Annotated in this window: 16 protein-coding genes; 3 read left to right on the top strand and 13 right to left on the bottom strand. The window is 63.9% G+C overall.

The features are described from left to right. Positions 1-160: 160 nt before the first annotated feature. Positions 161-1888 carry a hypothetical protein gene (locus H281_RS35650; protein WP_020070032.1) on the bottom strand — a complete coding sequence of 576 codons (1728 nt, stop codon included), beginning with the start codon at positions 1886-1888 and terminating at the stop codon, positions 161-163. A 264-nt stretch (positions 1889-2152) separates the two neighbouring features. On the opposite strand from H281_RS35650, the gene H281_RS0125815 reads away from it, so the two are divergent. Continuing rightward, entirely contained in the window at positions 2153-3262 is a 1110-nt protein-coding gene (locus H281_RS0125815) for a TIGR03118 family protein (protein ID WP_027804954.1), read from the top strand. A gap of 85 nt (positions 3263-3347) precedes the next feature. Here H281_RS0125815 and H281_RS34875 read toward each other — a convergent pair whose 3' ends face one another. The 12 genes from H281_RS34875 to sctU form a co-directional block, all read right to left on the bottom strand. Then, positions 3348-4103 (bottom strand): response regulator transcription factor, encoded by a 756-nt coding sequence (locus H281_RS34875; protein WP_020070030.1) that lies wholly within the window; start codon positions 4101-4103, stop codon positions 3348-3350. 187 nt (positions 4104-4290) lie between these two features. Next, positions 4291-4740, bottom strand: coding sequence for a CesT family type III secretion system chaperone (locus H281_RS0125805; RefSeq protein WP_020070029.1), 450 nt, complete (start codon positions 4738-4740; stop codon positions 4291-4293). 132 nt (positions 4741-4872) lie between these two features. Continuing rightward, positions 4873-5127, bottom strand: coding sequence for a hypothetical protein (locus H281_RS0125800; protein WP_020070028.1), 255 nt, complete (start codon positions 5125-5127; stop codon positions 4873-4875). A 100-nt stretch (positions 5128-5227) separates the two neighbouring features. Then, on the bottom strand, positions 5228-5470 hold the full coding sequence (locus tag H281_RS0125795; RefSeq protein ID WP_020070027.1) for a hypothetical protein: 243 nt from the start codon (positions 5468-5470) through the stop codon (positions 5228-5230). Next, positions 5454-6746 (bottom strand): hypothetical protein, encoded by a 1293-nt coding sequence (locus H281_RS34870; RefSeq protein WP_020070026.1) that lies wholly within the window; start codon positions 6744-6746, stop codon positions 5454-5456. The genes H281_RS0125795 and H281_RS34870 overlap by 17 nt, the downstream gene beginning before the upstream one ends. A 125-nt stretch (positions 6747-6871) precedes the next feature. Next, positions 6872-7864, bottom strand: coding sequence for a hypothetical protein (locus H281_RS0125780; protein ID WP_020070024.1), 993 nt, complete (start codon positions 7862-7864; stop codon positions 6872-6874). Further along, a complete protein-coding gene (sctS, locus tag H281_RS0125775) occupies positions 7861-8124 on the bottom strand; it encodes a type III secretion system export apparatus subunit SctS (RefSeq protein ID WP_020070023.1) in 264 nt (87 codons plus the stop codon). The genes H281_RS0125780 and sctS overlap by 4 nt, the downstream gene beginning before the upstream one ends. An 8-nt stretch (positions 8125-8132) precedes the next feature. Continuing rightward, positions 8133-8801: a type III secretion system export apparatus subunit SctR gene (sctR, locus tag H281_RS0125770; protein WP_020070022.1), complete on the bottom strand. Its 669-nt coding sequence runs from the start codon at positions 8799-8801 to the stop codon at positions 8133-8135. Then, the gene (sctQ, locus tag H281_RS0125765) at positions 8779-10044 is read right to left on the bottom strand and encodes a type III secretion system cytoplasmic ring protein SctQ (RefSeq protein WP_020070021.1); all 1266 of its coding nucleotides are present in this window, start codon (positions 10042-10044) and stop codon (positions 8779-8781) included. Before sctQ ends, sctR begins: the two co-directional genes overlap by 23 nt. A 41-nt stretch (positions 10045-10085) precedes the next feature. Then, positions 10086-10715, bottom strand: a complete 630-nt coding sequence (gene sctP, locus H281_RS35645) for a type III secretion system protein SctP (protein ID WP_084690179.1) — start codon at positions 10713-10715, stop codon at positions 10086-10088. A 27-nt stretch (positions 10716-10742) separates the two neighbouring features. Continuing rightward, positions 10743-12851: a type III secretion system export apparatus subunit SctV gene (gene sctV, locus H281_RS0125755; protein ID WP_027804952.1), complete on the bottom strand. Its 2109-nt coding sequence runs from the start codon at positions 12849-12851 to the stop codon at positions 10743-10745. A gap of 39 nt (positions 12852-12890) precedes the next feature. Beyond that, entirely contained in the window at positions 12891-13967 is a 1077-nt protein-coding gene (gene sctU, locus H281_RS0125750) for a type III secretion system export apparatus subunit SctU (protein WP_020070018.1), read from the bottom strand. A gap of 311 nt (positions 13968-14278) precedes the next feature. Here sctU and H281_RS34860 point away from each other — a divergent pair, with 311 nt between their 5' ends. Then, on the top strand, positions 14279-14896 hold the full coding sequence (locus H281_RS34860; protein ID WP_020070017.1) for an HrpB1 family type III secretion system apparatus protein: 618 nt from the start codon (positions 14279-14281) through the stop codon (positions 14894-14896). 54 nt (positions 14897-14950) lie between these two features. Next, a complete protein-coding gene (locus tag H281_RS0125740; protein WP_020070016.1) occupies positions 14951-15343 on the top strand; it encodes a hypothetical protein in 393 nt (130 codons plus the stop codon). The last annotated feature ends 31 nt before the right edge of the window (positions 15344-15374 follow it).

The following is a 15374-nucleotide window of genomic DNA, read 5'->3' as shown; positions in this document are numbered from 1 at the left end:
CAGCGCTCGATAGAAAAGCTCCACGCAAACTCGCGGAGTAAGCGAGCGGTCTCGCGTGTCGTAGCTGGAGCTGCATGTGCAGCGGCCCATTATCGCGTGTGAGGACGCTCAGCGTTATCAAAGATGCCCGAACACCCTCACATCCGTTCGCGCCGACGCCTTATGAGCGCAGCCGCAACGCGCCCTTGATCGCATCCTTCGACTCCTTCGCGGCGTCAGCCGGCTTAAGACCCGGCTCGCCGATCATGCCCGCGATCTTCTCGAGCTTTTCATCATTGGACATTGCACTCAGGTCTTGCGCTTCTGCTTTCGCCGATTTCTCTTCGGCGGGTTTCAACGCGTCGGCGGCGAGGCGCATCATCGCTTTGACCGCGTCGGTTCGCGGCATGCCGGCGTCGGTGAGCAGCGTGAGCGTGGCGCGCAATTGCGGATCGTTTTCGATCTGTTCCAGTGCAGCTTTTTCGCGCGCTGAACGCGTGAGGTTCGGCTCGCTGCTGGTCCCGCGCAACTGACCGAGCATCTCGGGTCGCGCACGGCGCATTGCCTTCTGCGCGATCTCCGCGATGTGCGCGCTCACCACATCGGTTGCCGCGGTTTTGTAGACGCCAGCCTTGCGATCGTCGATCAACGCGCCGGGCAGCCGGTAACCGAAATTATGCTGCTGCGCCGTTTTGCGGCGGGCGTTGTCGTACATATTCGCGTAGACGCCCGCTTGTGCTTCGAGCGGCGCGTGGTCGAAGGCCTCGCTCTTGCTGGCTGATTGCGTGACATGACGCTGTACGTCGTCGGCTTTCTCGTCGCGCAGATTTTGCCGCGTTTCCAGCGCGAATTTCCTTATGTCCAACGCGTCTTTCACCGCATTGAGCGATTGCCCAGCGACGATCAGCGGCGTGGCCGCGCCATGCGTGCCTGCGGCGAGCACCGCGCCGGCCGCCGCCGCCGTCGCCGATGTCGCGCTCTCGTAGAGCGCGCCTCTGCGCCGCTTGCCCTGATTTTCCGCGATGGACATGGTCGTGAGCACATCGCGCGCACGTTGATGCTGCGGATGAGCCGGATCGTTCGCAGCACGCAGCAGTTTCGCCTTGTCGTATTGCCATTCGCCGCGCTGGCGCGTGACGATCATGTTCTCCGGTGTGGTCGGCAGATATCTGTTGGTTTTGTGTACGGCTGATTCGGGTGCGTTCGTGCGGACAGGCTCAGTCGTAGCCATCAAGTCGTCCGTCGGCGCTTGCGTTTGGGCTTGCGTTTCGTCATGGCTCGTCGCGACCCCGCCTTGCTCGGACGATGAAATACCCTTCATCGGAATGCCCTTCGGCGCGGGTTGGGGCAACGCGTCGAAGGCAAGCACATCTTCGCGCAGCATCGCCGCAAGTTTCTGCTCATAGCGTTTGGTGGTTTGATGCGCGACCACGGCCGATGCGCCGCTCGCGATCATGCCGGGGATCTCGTGTGCGGTGTGGGCGTCGTACACGAAGCTGCCGCCGGCCGCGCGCGAATTCGCGCCGAGCACGCCGGTGAGCGGTTTTTTGGAAGCAAGGTTGAGCGGCGTGAAGCCTTTCTGTCCGCTGCCCAAAGCTTGCCTGATCGCGTTGAACACGCCCTTGCCGGCGCTGCCCTTCGGCGGCACGAAATTGTGAATGTCGTCGACTGCGGGCTGCGGTTTGGGCGGCGACGCGACCTTGCCGATCGCGCCCATTGGCCCCTTCAGAAGTTGATCGCGGTAGGCACCGGGCTGCACGGGTTCGCGCTTTGGCTTGTATGGAGCAAGTTGCGCCGGAACCGGCGCACGCGCCGGAGCATTCGGCGTCGGGCCGCTCGCGGACTTGTCGTCCTGCGCGGCTGGCGTCGCTGAATCAGGCGCTGCGGGCATTCCATTGACACGCATCATCTGGAGGCTCTCCGGTCGCATTCATGCAGACAACGGTAGCCGCTAACGTATGAGCGCCCCTCGATCGCGCGAAGTCATAAGCGCGCCAGCGAACTAGCTGCGCGCGGACTGCCCGGATGCAATGCACTCCTTCGCCAAACCGCGCAGACCTTCGGCATCGCCGCCAAACGCGGCTCACTCGAACTCTATTCTGCAATACGACGATTCCTGGCCGGCCGCCCTCGTCGCAATACATCCCTTCAACTTTGCAGACGGTAGATTCGAATGAAATATAAACCCGCGTTACTCGAGACAGCAGCCGCTCTACTTACCGCATTGACGCTCACCGCCTGTGGCGGCGGCGATCATGTCGACAACGGCAAGACGGCCAACGCAAGCGTATTCAAGTCCATGGTGCTGGTGTCCGACGGCAGCGTCGCCGCGCCCAACACCGCGCCCGATCTGAAGAACGGCTGGGGCATCGCGTTCAATCCGGCCGGCGCCGCGTGGGTCTCGGGCAACGGCTCGCAAAAGTCCGTGCTGTTCGACGGCAACGGCGTGCCGCAATCGCTGATCGTGACGATTCCGCCGGGCACCAACGGCGTGGCGGGGCCGACCGGCATCGTCTTCAACGGCACGGCTACGGACTTCATGATCGCGACGCCGGACGGCTCTGCGAAGAGCAACGCCGTGTTCATGTTTGCGACGGAAGCGGGCACGATCGCCGCGTGGTCGCCGAAAGTGTTGCCGACCGCAGCCGTCACCGCGTTCGACGACGCGGCCGGTGGCGCCATCTACAAAGGCCTGACGCTCGCCAGCAACGGCGGCCGCAATCTGCTGTACGCAACCGACTTTCACAACGCAAAGGTCGACGTGTTCGATGCGGCGTTCAACAAAATCGCGCTGCCTGGCACGTTCAAGGACCCATCTGTACCGGCGGGTTTCGCTCCGTTCGGCATTCAGACAGTCGGTTCGAAAATCTTCGTGACATATGCGCAGCAGGACGCGAGCCGCAAGGTTCAGGTGACGGGCGCGGGCCTCGGCGTGGTCGACGTATTCGATCTGAACGGCAATCTGCTGCAACAGATTCCAGCGGGTGGCGTGCTCAACGCGCCGTGGGCAGTCGCCCAGGCGCCCGCCGGTTTCGGCACGCTGAGCAACGACATTCTGATCGGCAATTTCGGCGACGGTAACATCAACGCGTTCGATCCAGTCTCGCTCAAGCCGCTCGGCAAGCTCACGCTGCAAGACGGCACGGCGTTCCAGCAGACCGGCTTGTGGGGGCTCTCGTTCGGCAACGGCGTATTGAATCAGCCCAAAACGACACTGTTCTATGCTGCAGGTCCGAACAAGAAAGTTGCAGGCGTGTATGGCCGTATCGATCTGGCCAACTGACGCGGAACGTCGAGATGGCGACCCGCGCTGCGGGTCGCCAAAAGGCCGTGTTCTCTGCTGCGTTACGCGCAATGGCCGGCAAGTGTCACGACACCGCTTCGGCCATTCGCGCGCGTGGCGCACGCGTCGTGCTGATATCGCGGCGATGCGGCGCTTCGATCTGTTCGAGCATGTAGCCGAGCGAATACACGGTGCGCAGTGTGAGGCCGCTGTGTTCGTCCAGTTCCAGTTTGGCGCGCAGTTTGTAGATATGCTGTTCGAGCGAACGCCCAGCAATATCGAGCTCCTTTCCCCACACCGCGTGCGCCAGTTCCTTGCGCGTGATGAGCGCACCGGGATGCGAAAAGAACAGCCACGCTATGCTGAATTCACGCGCCGTGAGCCGCACGCGTTTGTCGAGTGTGACGAACTCGCGTGTCGCCCGGTACAGCGTCGAAGAGCCGAGCGTGATAATGCTCTGCGCCGTGCGCTCGCCGCGCCGGCGCTCCACCGCGTGACGGCCGCGCGCCACTATTTCCTCGAGGCGAAACTCGCCCACGACGATTTCGTCGACGCCCGCGTGCAGTGCGTTCGTCATGCTTACCGAGTCCCACCATTGGCCGATCATCATGACCGGCAAGTCCTGTCTGAAATGGCACGCCCGCCACGCGAGCACGAGATTGCTGGTGGAGAACTCCGTCTCCGATTCGATGATGACGAGATCCGGCGGACTGCGCTCGAGTGAGCGAATCAGGCCGAGTTCATCGGTATAGCGAACACAGTCGGGCATGCCGTCCGCTTCGAAAGCATTCTTGATCCGTCGAAAGGTCGAGTCGTTGCGCGTTAGCAAGGCGATTTGCATGATCGTTCCAAGATGAGAATGTCTGATCGAGGCGCGCGCCAGACATGTTTTTCGTTCTGGCGGCGCGGCTTTCGTCTCACGCTCCTGATCACACAACACGCGATAGTCGAGTCCTATTCCATTTAGTTTTTCGATCGCCGAAACGCCGGTGGGACGGCGGCTTCCGCACGCGAAGAAGATATGCGCATTACGCGCGAATCCACATGAAGGCGCCTGACGCGACGGCCTGATACTGCTCGTCGGTGGCTTGAAGTATGTTCTGCTGCCAGTAGCGGCCGTGTTCCGCATAGTGGGCAAGCAGGTCGGCGAGCGTTTCGCCGTTCAGTTGGGACAGTTCCGCGCGCACGACCAGCACGGAGCTGCCGGTGTCGCTGTCCACGCCCAGTTGCGCCTGGTCCTGCGCATAGACGAGCAGGTTGGCTTCCAGCATCAGCCGATAAACACCGAGCACCCGTTCCGGCGCGACTGTTCCGAACTCGAACACAATATAAAGACCGGTGTCGTTATCGAAATGATCGAGCCGGACGTCGAAACCTTCTACTTCGATCGAGCGCGTGTCGAGCACATGACCGGCGTCGGGCAGGCCGACCGTCGTGCATAGATCTTCGATCAGCGGCGTGTAGTAATCGATGTCCACGGCGTGTCCGACTCTGGTTGATGTTGAAACCCGGCGTGCTCGACGCCGGAATTGAAAAGGCGCGTATCGCCGGGGCGAACGCGCCAGAAACAGTTTGCTGCAACGCCCGTGAAGCGCGTCCGCAGCCAGGCGTCAGCTTGCCTGCGCGGCCTTCGTCAGGCTCGATGCGCCCGACTTCAGCGCTTCGCCCACGGCTTGCAGCACGCTCGCGTTCGACTGAGCCTGCGCGATCTTCAGTTGATCCTGTGCGTTGGCGTTGATCTGGTTGACCGCGGAATCAGTGCCGGCGGACGACGACAGATCTTCAGCCTTGCCGGCCGCGGTGGCCTGCGCCGCAGTGCCTGCGCCTGCTCCGAGGGAACTCGCTGCACTCGTGATTGAACCCATGATTGACACTCCTTGAAATGAACGGCCGGGCCGGAGTGGCCGCGGCATCGGAATCCCGCGTAGTGCGGGGACAAACGTTTCGACGCAGTTGCGTCGAAACTCAGCCATTGAGCGCGTCTTCGCGCAGTTGAGCGATGATCCGGCTCGCCGCAAGCAACCCGCGATAGATCTTTGCGCGTGCATTGCGGTCTTCCGGCGAGCCGTCGGTGCGGCTATTGAGTTCCTCCGCGCTTTCTTCGAGCGCGCGGCGCAACACGGCGACTTGCGCATCGGCATCGGGCGCGCGCACGAGCCCTTGCAGATCGTTGAACTTCGCCGCATGACGTTCAATTGCCTGATACATGAGATTTCTCCGTGACAGAAGGTCCGGCTGCCGGGACGGCTGCCAATTGAGGGGGTTGCATGGCGGCTTGTGCGGCGGCTTGCATAGCGGCCTGTCCGGTGGCTTGTGTGCCCGCTTGCGTGGCCGCTTCGGGCGCCGCGCCGCTCAGTCCGTGACTTCGTTCGCCATCGCTGTCGCCGTTCGCTGCGGCGTCGCTCCCGGACATAGGCGCATCGGCGGGGTCGTCGGCGAGGATGAAGATGTGCTTCACGCCATCCGGTGTCTGCGCATAGCGCACGCGATCGGACGACACCACGGTCGTGTACTGACCGTCGGCCTCGGCGGTGGGCGTCGCGTCGCTGCCCGTTGCGTCGATGCGCAGTTCCTTCACGTTCGCGTCGAGATCCGCGCGTACGCGCTGCACGGCCTGCTGCACGCCGTCGATGTCGACACCCGTACCCGTGATTGCGAACACGCCTTTGCCCGCGTAATGCACGTCGACGTTCGCCACGCCGATCGCTTCCTTGATGCCGCGCGCCGTGTCTTCGGCGTTGCCGTATTGGCGGGTCACGCGCGCGCCCTGGATGTGTTCGAGCAGACGCTGCGCGACCAGGTCGTCGCCGGCACTGGAGACAAGCCCGGTCACGAGCACGCCGCCGTGGCCGTCGAGCGTCGCATGCAGATCGGTCAGACGCGCGCCCGCGAGATCGCGATTGGCCTGTTCGGCGGCGGCGACGTCGGGCGGCGGCAACGATGCCTTGGCACGCGTGCTCAACGCCATCGACACCACGCCCGACCCAATCGCCAGCATCACGCACGCGGCGCCCACGGCTGTCACCAGCTTGCGCTTGATGATCCATTGACCGCTTCCGGCGGCGGTCTCGTGCGCGGGATCGTCGGCGCTTTCGGGCTTGACCAGCAGCGTCGAGAGGAGGGCGAGATCGCTCGGCCACACGGCGTCGTCGGGGCCGATGCATAGAACCGTCTGGTCGAACTGCATCGGCACGAAGTCGGTCATCAGCACGACGCCGGGGTCGAGCGCGTCCGGGTGCGCGGTTTCGTCGGTGTGAGCGGCGGCGGAGTCCGTCGAGTCCATTGCTACTGCGTTGACGGGCGCGGGCTCGATGCGCGTAACCGTCACTACATCGGTTTCGTCGACGTTCAGCACGACTGCCGCGCCGCTCCAGTCGGTGATGCGGATGTCGGCATCGTCGTCGGAGTGGACCCGGTGAGCGCCCGTGCTGAGGCGGGCTTCCGCGCCGGCATGGTTACCTGTCAGGATGCGCAGCAGTTTCATGGTTTCAGACTTACGCGAAGATCGTTCGGCGCATCGGATCGACACGCCACGCAATCCAGATTAGCGATATCCGCGTGCAACGTGCCCGCGTTTGCGAAGCCGTCCACGGCCGCACGAAACGCCACTCAGGCACGCGACGTGGTGCGCAGCCGCGCTTCGATCGCGCCAAGCAGGGCCGCGTTCAGATGACGCCCGCGCTCGGCCTGATCCGGCGTGTTCGGGCGTTCGAGCGCGAGCAGGACGAGGTTCGCCAGCAGATTCACGCGCTGAGCAAGACCTGCGGTCGAACCGTGGGCGCCTGGTGCGCCTCGCGCATCGAGCTGTTGCGTTGAGCCGGCCACACGCGTTGCGTCCAGTGCCGTTTGCGCGAGACGCTCTGAAACTGTGGTGAGCAGTTCGCGCCTCGCCGCCGACGTGCTGGGCGCAAGCGCGCCTTCGGCGGCGCGCAACATGTGGATGCGCTGCATCAGCGATTGCAATGCGCGATCGGCTGACGGCACGCTTCCCGCCGCGATATCGTCGCGCAACTTGAGCAGCGCTTCGCCGATGGCAGCGCGTATTTCGGCGCCGCGCGCGGCACCGGAGCGCGGCGGTGTAATCGCGCTGACGCCTTCAACGGCAGTGGCTGCAAAGACCCCGCCGGACGCGCTGTCATGATCATGATCGTGCGGATCGTCGCGTTGCTTGCCGTTCTGTTGACCGCCTTCCTGCTGCGGCTGGCCGCCGGCACCGCCGCCGCCTTGCCGGCCGCCGTCGCGCGTGACGCGATCGGCTTGCACCTTGCCCCGCGCCGTTTTTGCGCCGGTCGCGTGAGCGCCTTTGAGCGCACCGTGCACAGTCGACGCAGCGCGTTGGGAGGGCGCGAAGCGTTTGCCTGCGGCTCGCGCAGCCGCCTGACGCTTGCGCAACGCGGCCGCAAGTTGACGTGCCTTCGCGCTGTTCGCTTGCGCAAGATGATGCGAGTGATGCGCGTGCGCAAACGTCACGTTGTTCTTGTAGACGGCAGAAAAGCGCACGGCCTGTGTATGCGACGCGTCGTGGCTCGCGCGGTTCGCCGGTGACGTTTCGGTGGACGCGCCGGCCTGCGCCGCGCGCGTCTGGGCGGAGACCGTCGTCATTGCGAGGTCGCGGCCTGCAACACCTGGTTGGCGAAGCGCAGCACGGCGGCGGCCGAAATGGGCGCGGCCACGACGAGCGCGACGACGACTGCCACCAGCTTGACGCCGAACGACAGCGTCTGATCCTGCAGCGAAGTGACGGCCTGCAGGAATGAAACGACGAGGCCCACGCCGGCCGCGATCACCACGATCGGCAGCGACACGTAAAGACACAGCAGAAGCCCCTGCGTCGCGAGGCCGATCAGCGCGTCGATGTTCATGAGAACTCCTAGCGATAGCCGAGAATGAGGCCGTGAATCAGGGTCGACCAGCCGTCCATCGCGACGAACAGCAGCAGCTTGAACGGAATCGCGACACTGGTCGGTTGCACCTGGCTCAGGCCCATTGCCATCAGCACGTTGGCGATGATCAGGTCCACCACGATGAACGCGATGTACAGCAGGAAACCGATCTTGAAGGCATCCGTGAGCTCGGTCAGCGTGAAGGCGGGCGCGAGCACGATGATGTCGGTGTCTTTGAGCGCCTTAGCCTGTTCCTTTGGCCAGATCGCGCTCGCCGAGCGCAGGAAGAACTGCCGCTCGCGCGGTTGCGCATGAGCCTTCAAGAAGTTGCGAAACGGTTCGCGCGCGGCGGCGATGCCCTGCGTCACCGTCTGCGTGACCGTGCTGCCGCTCGTGTTCGCTGCGGTGCTGCCTTGCATCGCGCCGGCGGCGGTGAACGCGATCGGCGCCATGATGTACACCGAGACGATGATCGCGATGCCGTTCAGCACCATGTTCGGCGGCACCTGCTGGACGCCGAGCGCATTGCGCAGGAGCCCGAGCACGACGACGATCTTCATGTACGAGGTGACGACCATCGCCACGAACGGAATGATGCTGATCGCCAGAACGACGATCAGCAATCCGGTGATGTCACCGGTCTGTGTCGCTGGCATAGGCCATCCCCGTGATGCGGATTCCAAGGTGTTCGCCCACGCTCACCAGTTCGCCGTGGCCGATCGTCTGACCGTGCGCGACGAGTTTGATGCGGGCGTCCGTCACAGGCGTGTCGAGCTCGATCACGTAACCACGCCGCAGCGCTGCGACTTGCGACAGCGGCAACGCCAGCGTGTCGATCTCGAACTGCACAGGCAGATCGAGTTCGCCGATGTCCAGAGGCGAAGTTGGGGTGAACGGTGCGGCTTCCGCTTCGGCTTGCGCTTCTGCTTCCGCTTCCGTTTCGGACATCGTCGGCGCTTCGGTGCCTGTCGCGATAGCGGCTTCGTGCGGAACATCGTCTAGCGGAGGGTCGCCGTAGTCGATTCGCGGCAACTCGTCGCCTTCGACCTGCAGGGTTTCTTCACTCATGATGGGGTCGTCGTTGAGGGTGAGAAGGGCGCCGTCGAGCGCGACCGTGGCCAGCATGCAGCGTAGGCCCGGCGTGCCCCACGCGGCGCGCAGGTGCAAGGGGCCGTGGCCGCGCAAGCCGAGCACGGTGGCGCGGCTGAACGCGCGTAACAGCACATCGCCGGGACGTAGTTTTTGAAGCGCGCGGATCGACACGCGCCGCGCGCCGAGCGCGATGCGCCCCGGTACGCCGAGCGTCGCGAAGGCGTCTAGATCGCGGCGCTGCTGCTGATTGCCGAACGACGCGAGCCGCGTTTCGATCAGCCGGAGCGTGGGCAGTGCGATATCGAACAGCGTTTCGTATGCGACGCCCTCGCGCATCAGTGCGATGCGCAGACGCGACGTGTTGTCAGACTCGAACGTGGCCGATTCCTTCGTCGCGCGCTGCACGGATGCCACGCGCCACGTGCCTGCGCCGCTCGCATTGAAGCTGTCGACGAGCGGCGCAAGCACCGCGTTCGCAATCGCATTGCGCAGGCTCTGCTGTGTGCCGCTGTGGTCCGCCTCGGCGGACGTGGCGAGTATCTGCAGCGACGGGTAACGCGCGAGATCGACATGAAGCGCGAGTTGCCCCGACAGATGTGCAAGGACGATCCGGCCGGCATCCTCTAACGGTTCGGCGCTCGCGGCGTCGCGCGCATCCCCGTGCGAGACATGCACGGCATCGAGCCGGCCGAGCCGGCGCAATGCGTCGACGTTGCGCGCGTCGCAAAGCAGGCGCGCGGCGCAGGCGTCGGCGGGCGGGATGGCCGGCAGTAGGCCGGCGAGAGAGCGAGGCCGGGTTTCGAGCATTGCGGAGGTCAGCGTGAAGCCATGAGTAGGGAGGGCGGGACTTACCAGATGGTCAGCGTCAGCGAACGCGGTTCGCTCCAGCTGTCGAGCAGCGCCTTCAGTTGCCGTTCGAGCATGCCGCTATGCAGTAAGAGTAATTGCTTTGCCTGGGCGTCCTGCACGTCGAAGCGAAGCGACAGGCCGGTGGGCGAAAGCGTGAGATTGAGCACGGTGTCGGCGAGCAGGTTTGGATCGAGCCGCATCGTCAGGTCCCAACTGCCCGATTCGGCGACGAAGCGATTCGCCGATAGTCGCGCGACCTCGCGCGCGATCGAAGCCGCCAGTTCGATAAAGCCTTGCTGCTGCATGTAGACCGCTTCGATCACCGGGGCGCTGCCGGCGCCGACGCGGCCCGCGACGGTCGTCCGATCCGGTGTGCGGTGCTGATCGGCGTCGCGTTCTTCGTCTTCGAGCGCGAAGGGATTCGCGTTGCTGTCGGCAAGCGCGCCGTGGTCGGGATCGCTGTCGCGTCGAACCAGCGCCGCATAGTCGAAGCCGCGCGCGCGCCGCGTGCGTTCGCTCGAAGTAGTGGACCCCGGCGCGAAACCCGAACCGGACACGCCGCCCGATTCCGTCGAATCGGGTGCGATGATGCGCGCGGGGCGTCGCATGGAGCGTGATAACGTCGACATTCAGGCTGCCCTCATGCCGTCATGCCGTCATGCCGTCACGCGGCCGATCGGCTGCAATTCCACGAGCCCGCCAAGCTCCTGGTACGAATACACGTTGAGCCAGTCGAGCTTGCCTTCGAGCATGCGCCTCACATAGCGGCGAATATCCATCGACGTGACGAGCGCGATGTCGTCGCGCGCAATCGTTCCCGCGTACGCTTCGATGCTGTCGAGCAGGAAGGTCACTTCGTCGGGCGGCAGCGCGAGGTAGTTGCCGGTGGGCGTCTGCTTGATCGCCTGGCGGATATGCTGCTCGACCGGTCCGTCGAGCAGCACGGCGGGCAGCACCTTCGCGCCCTGAGTCGCGCGATGAGCGAGAAAGCGTGCGAGGTCGCCGCGCACATACTCGGTCAGCATCAGCATGTCCTTCTCTTTCGGTCCCCACGCGATCAGGCTTTCCATGATGTTGCGAACGTTGCGGATCGGAATCTGTTCTTCGAGCAGACGGCGCAGCACGTCGGCGATACGCTGCGGCGGCAGCACCTTTTGCACTTCCGCGAGCAGACCCGGATAGTCAATGCCGAGTTGCTCCTGAATCCACTGCACTTCCTGCACGCCGAGAAAGAGCGACGCGTGCCGCCGCAAGAGCCGCACCGACACATGCGCGATCACCTGTTCCGCGCGCCACGCTTCGGTCTTTGCGGGCAAGCCTTTTTCGTCGTGCCAGTAACTCGGCTGACTGCTGCCGTCGAGCGGCGCGCGTTGCTCGCAATTGGGTGCGAGCGCGCGCAACTCGGCGTCGCCAGGCCGGTCTTCGCCAATGCCGCTCGCCTCACGAGCGAGCGCGAGCGGCAGCGTCGGCAACACCACTTTTCCAGGCGGAATTTCTACGGTCAGATAAGGCACATCGTGCATCAGGAACTCGCACGTGGACGCGGCGAGGCGATCGGACGTCCACATCGTGATGCCGGGAAACGGCAATCCCAACTCTTCCTGCAATACCTCGCGCTCCGCTTCGAACGACGTGTTGAGTCCCGCGAGACTCAGACGCGCGACCAGATCCGGCGCGATCCGCACGCCGAGCGCGCAGGTGAACGCGGGCGGATGCGTCGCGATGGCGGGCGTTTCGATTTTCGCGCCGACACGCTGCATGGAACGCACGGATTCACCGTCGTGCAACTGGCGCGACGGCTTGCTCTTTTGCAACCGGTATGCGGCGAACGCGAGCACGCCGGACAGCAGGATGAACAACAGCCACGGAAAGCCCGGCACCGCGGCAAATGCGAGCAGCAGCACCGCCGCGAAAAACAGGGCGGGCGGGCTCGTGATCAACTGCCGGCCAATATCCGCGCCGAGCGAGCGTTGCGTTTCATCGCGATCGTCGGCGACACGCGTGATCATCACGCCGGCCGCGACGGAGAGCAGCAGCGCCGGCACCTGCGCGACCATCGCGTCGCCGACCGACAGAATCGAGAAGCGGTTCGCCGCTTCCGCCGCCGTCATGCCGTGATACGCGACGCCCACCGCGAGTCCCGCCACGATGTTGATGACCGTGATGATGAGTCCTGCCACGGCGTCGCCCTTGACGAACTTCATCGCGCCGTCCATGCCGCCGTGCAGCGCACTCTCCAGCGCGAGCGTCGCGCGCTTGTGGCGCGCTTCGTCGGAGGTCAGCAGATTGGCGCGCAGATCGGCGTCGATGCTCATCTGCTTGCCGGGCATCGCGTCGAGAGTGAACCGCGCGCCCACTTCGGCGACGCGTTCGGAGCCCTTGGCGATCACGATGAACTGCACCAGCGTGATGATGATGAACACGACCATGCCCACCACCAGGTTGCCGCCCACCACGAGCTTGCCGAAGCTGTCGATGATTTCGCCCGCCTCCGCGTGCAGCAGAATGGATTTGGTCGATGCAATGCTCAACGAAAGGCGGTACAACGTCGTGAAAAGAAGCAGCGACGGGAACGCGGACAACGACACCACGCTCGGCACGTAGAGCGTGATCATGAGCAGCGTTACGCTCGCCGCGATATTGAGTCCGACCAGAATGTCGATCATGAAGGTCGGCAGCGGCAGAATCATCAGCGAGAGGATCGCGATGATCAGGAACAGCATCCCGATCTCGCCGCCCACAGGGAGTTTTAGCGTCTTGAGCATGGTGAATGTGGTGAGTCCAGCAAGAGCCGCGAACAGTGCTTACGCGGCGGGTGTCTGCATACTTTGGCTTTGCTTCGCGAGACCGATCGAGTCGACCCAGCGCAGGATGGCCGCGACGGCTTCGAACAGTTCGTCGGGAATCGGCTCGTCGATCTCCACCTTGTAAAGCGCACGCGCAACCGGCGGATTGCCGACAATCGGCACGTTGTATATCTGCGCCTCGCGGCGCAATTGCGCCGCGGCTTCGTCCATACCCTTCGCGATCACGACCGGCAGCGGAAATTCGTCGGGTGCGTAGCGCACTGCGACGGCGTAGTGCGTTGGATTCACCACCATGATGCTGGCGGCCGACACTTTGCGCGGCGGCGCGGAGGTGGCGAGTTCGCGCGCGAGCCGCTTGCGTTCGCCCTTGATCACAGGATCGCCTTCGTCCTGTTTGAATTCGCGCTTGATCTCGTCCTTGCTCATTTTCTTGCCGCGAATGTAGAGAAACTTTTGCAGCTTGAAGTCGACGCCGCCGAACATCACGAACAGCGCGGCGGCGGTGCCGAGAATCTTGAGCATCAACCCGCTCGCGAGCCGCGACAGTTGCGGCACCGACTGAAACAGCGAGCCGATCACGAGCGGCAGCAAACCTTCGATCGTTTTCCACATGACGATCATGAGTACCGCGCCCTTGACGATCATCTTCAGCAATTCGAGCAGCGATTTCAGCGAGAAGATCTTTTTCACGCCGGCGGCGGGACTGATGGCGTCGAACTTGAACGACACGGCCTTCATCGAAATCACCACGCCCACCTGCGCGCCTACGGCGACGATCGCGGCGAGCACGGCCGCGCCGATGCTCGGCAAAATCGCGCCGATCACGTGTGAGCCGATCACGTGCAACGTCACGTAAAGCGTATCCATGTCGCGCGGCCCGCTCACGAAGCGGAGCGCGTCTTGCACGCCTGCGCGCATCGCGTCGACCATCGAATCACCTGCTGCCGCGAGCATCAGTACGCCGGCCGCGAGAATCATGCCGTCCGCGACGTCGGCGCTTTTCGCGACGTCGCCTTCCTCTCGCGCCTTGCGTAGCTTCTTGTCGGTTGGCTCTTCGGTTTTGTCGTCGCTCATCGCAGAGGTCCAGTGAAGGGGAGGCGGGCGAGCCCGAACGTACGGCGTGTTCATGCAGCCATAGCGTGGCTCGATTCTATGCAGCACATGTCTCGCGCTATTGGCGGGATACGAAGCAGGACATCGGCGCGCGAAGCGACCGCCATGTGAGCGTGCCGTGTCGTACCCGATGTAGCGCCTCGCGTTGTGCCCGGTGTCGAGCGCCGTTTCGCAATGTTGCTGATCGCTTCGCTCGCGGCGTGAGCCGCCGCGTTTTGCGCTGCTACCTTTCGCTCACTGGAAGCATCACCGAACACACGGAGTCAAACACCATGCTCGCAAACCAGCCCAAGTCGGCCCAGCTCTCTCAGTCGGTCAGCCAGGCCGACTATCTGAAGTGCAGTCAGGACGTGATTTCCGCGCTCATCGAAACGGTGTCGGTCGGGCTCTTCAGCCATTTCCCGACCGTGCGCGGCGATACGACCGACATCGAACTCGTGCTGGATGCGTTGCGCGCGCTGCGTCCGAAAGTGAGCGAGATCGAGTCGTTGCAAGGCGTGCTGTACATCGTGCATGGCCGTTGGGACGACGCGGTGCAGGTGCTGCGCGACGTGATTCACGCGGCGCCGTCCTTTTCGTACGCGAAGGCGATGTTCGCTTACTGCCTCGCGTCGAAGGGCGATCCGAACTGGCGTCAATGGGCCGATGAAGCGCTCGCGGGCGACACGGCGCCCGAAACGCGTTCGCTGATTCGCGCGCTGGAAGTGCGCGCAGATCTGCTGGCGGCGCGCGCAAGCTATCGCGGCGGCGAGTTTGTGTTGCCGCAGTCGTATCGCGAGCTGGCGGAGGAGCAGGAAGCCAAAGCCGCCGCCGAACACGCCAGGTCGGCCGTGCAGCCTGCGCGTGAGAACGCTGCGCAATTCCAGCAGATGGGTTTTCTGCGTGCCTGATTTGCGGCGCGCGCGTCGTTTCACTTCGCTCACAGTTCACGCGGGAGTATTCACATGAGCCTGTCCATCAGCAACGACTCGGTTGCCAAGGCGATTTCGGAAGCGTTCAAGACCGGCAATGGCGCCGAGACGCCCGGCGCTGACTCGGCCGCGAAGTTCCAGGCGTTGATGCAGCAGGAGCGCGTCGCGCCGGATCAAGGCGGCGCGCATGCCGCAAACGACAAGCTCGTCGAAGCGATCTCGCATGAGGACGGCCAGATGGAAGCCGCGCTGAAGGAAGTCGCGCAGTTCGGCCAGCAATCGAGTTCGATGGCGCCCACGGAGGCAATCGCTAAGGCCTCGGAAGTCGCGCTGAATCTGTCGATGGTGCAGTTCGACTTTCAGGCGAAGATGGCCGTGGTGACGTCGTCCAAGTCGTCGGCGGAAACCTTGATGAAGAACCAATGACCATGTTTACGGCTGAAGCATTCGGACCATG

The sequence above is a fragment of the Paraburkholderia caledonica genome (assembly GCF_000383275.1).
In the GTDB taxonomy this organism is placed as follows: Bacteria; Pseudomonadota; Gammaproteobacteria; order Burkholderiales; family Burkholderiaceae; genus Paraburkholderia; species Paraburkholderia caledonica.
The sequence above is the reverse complement of the archived record's forward strand: the minus strand, read 5'-3'. Positions and strand labels throughout refer to the sequence as shown.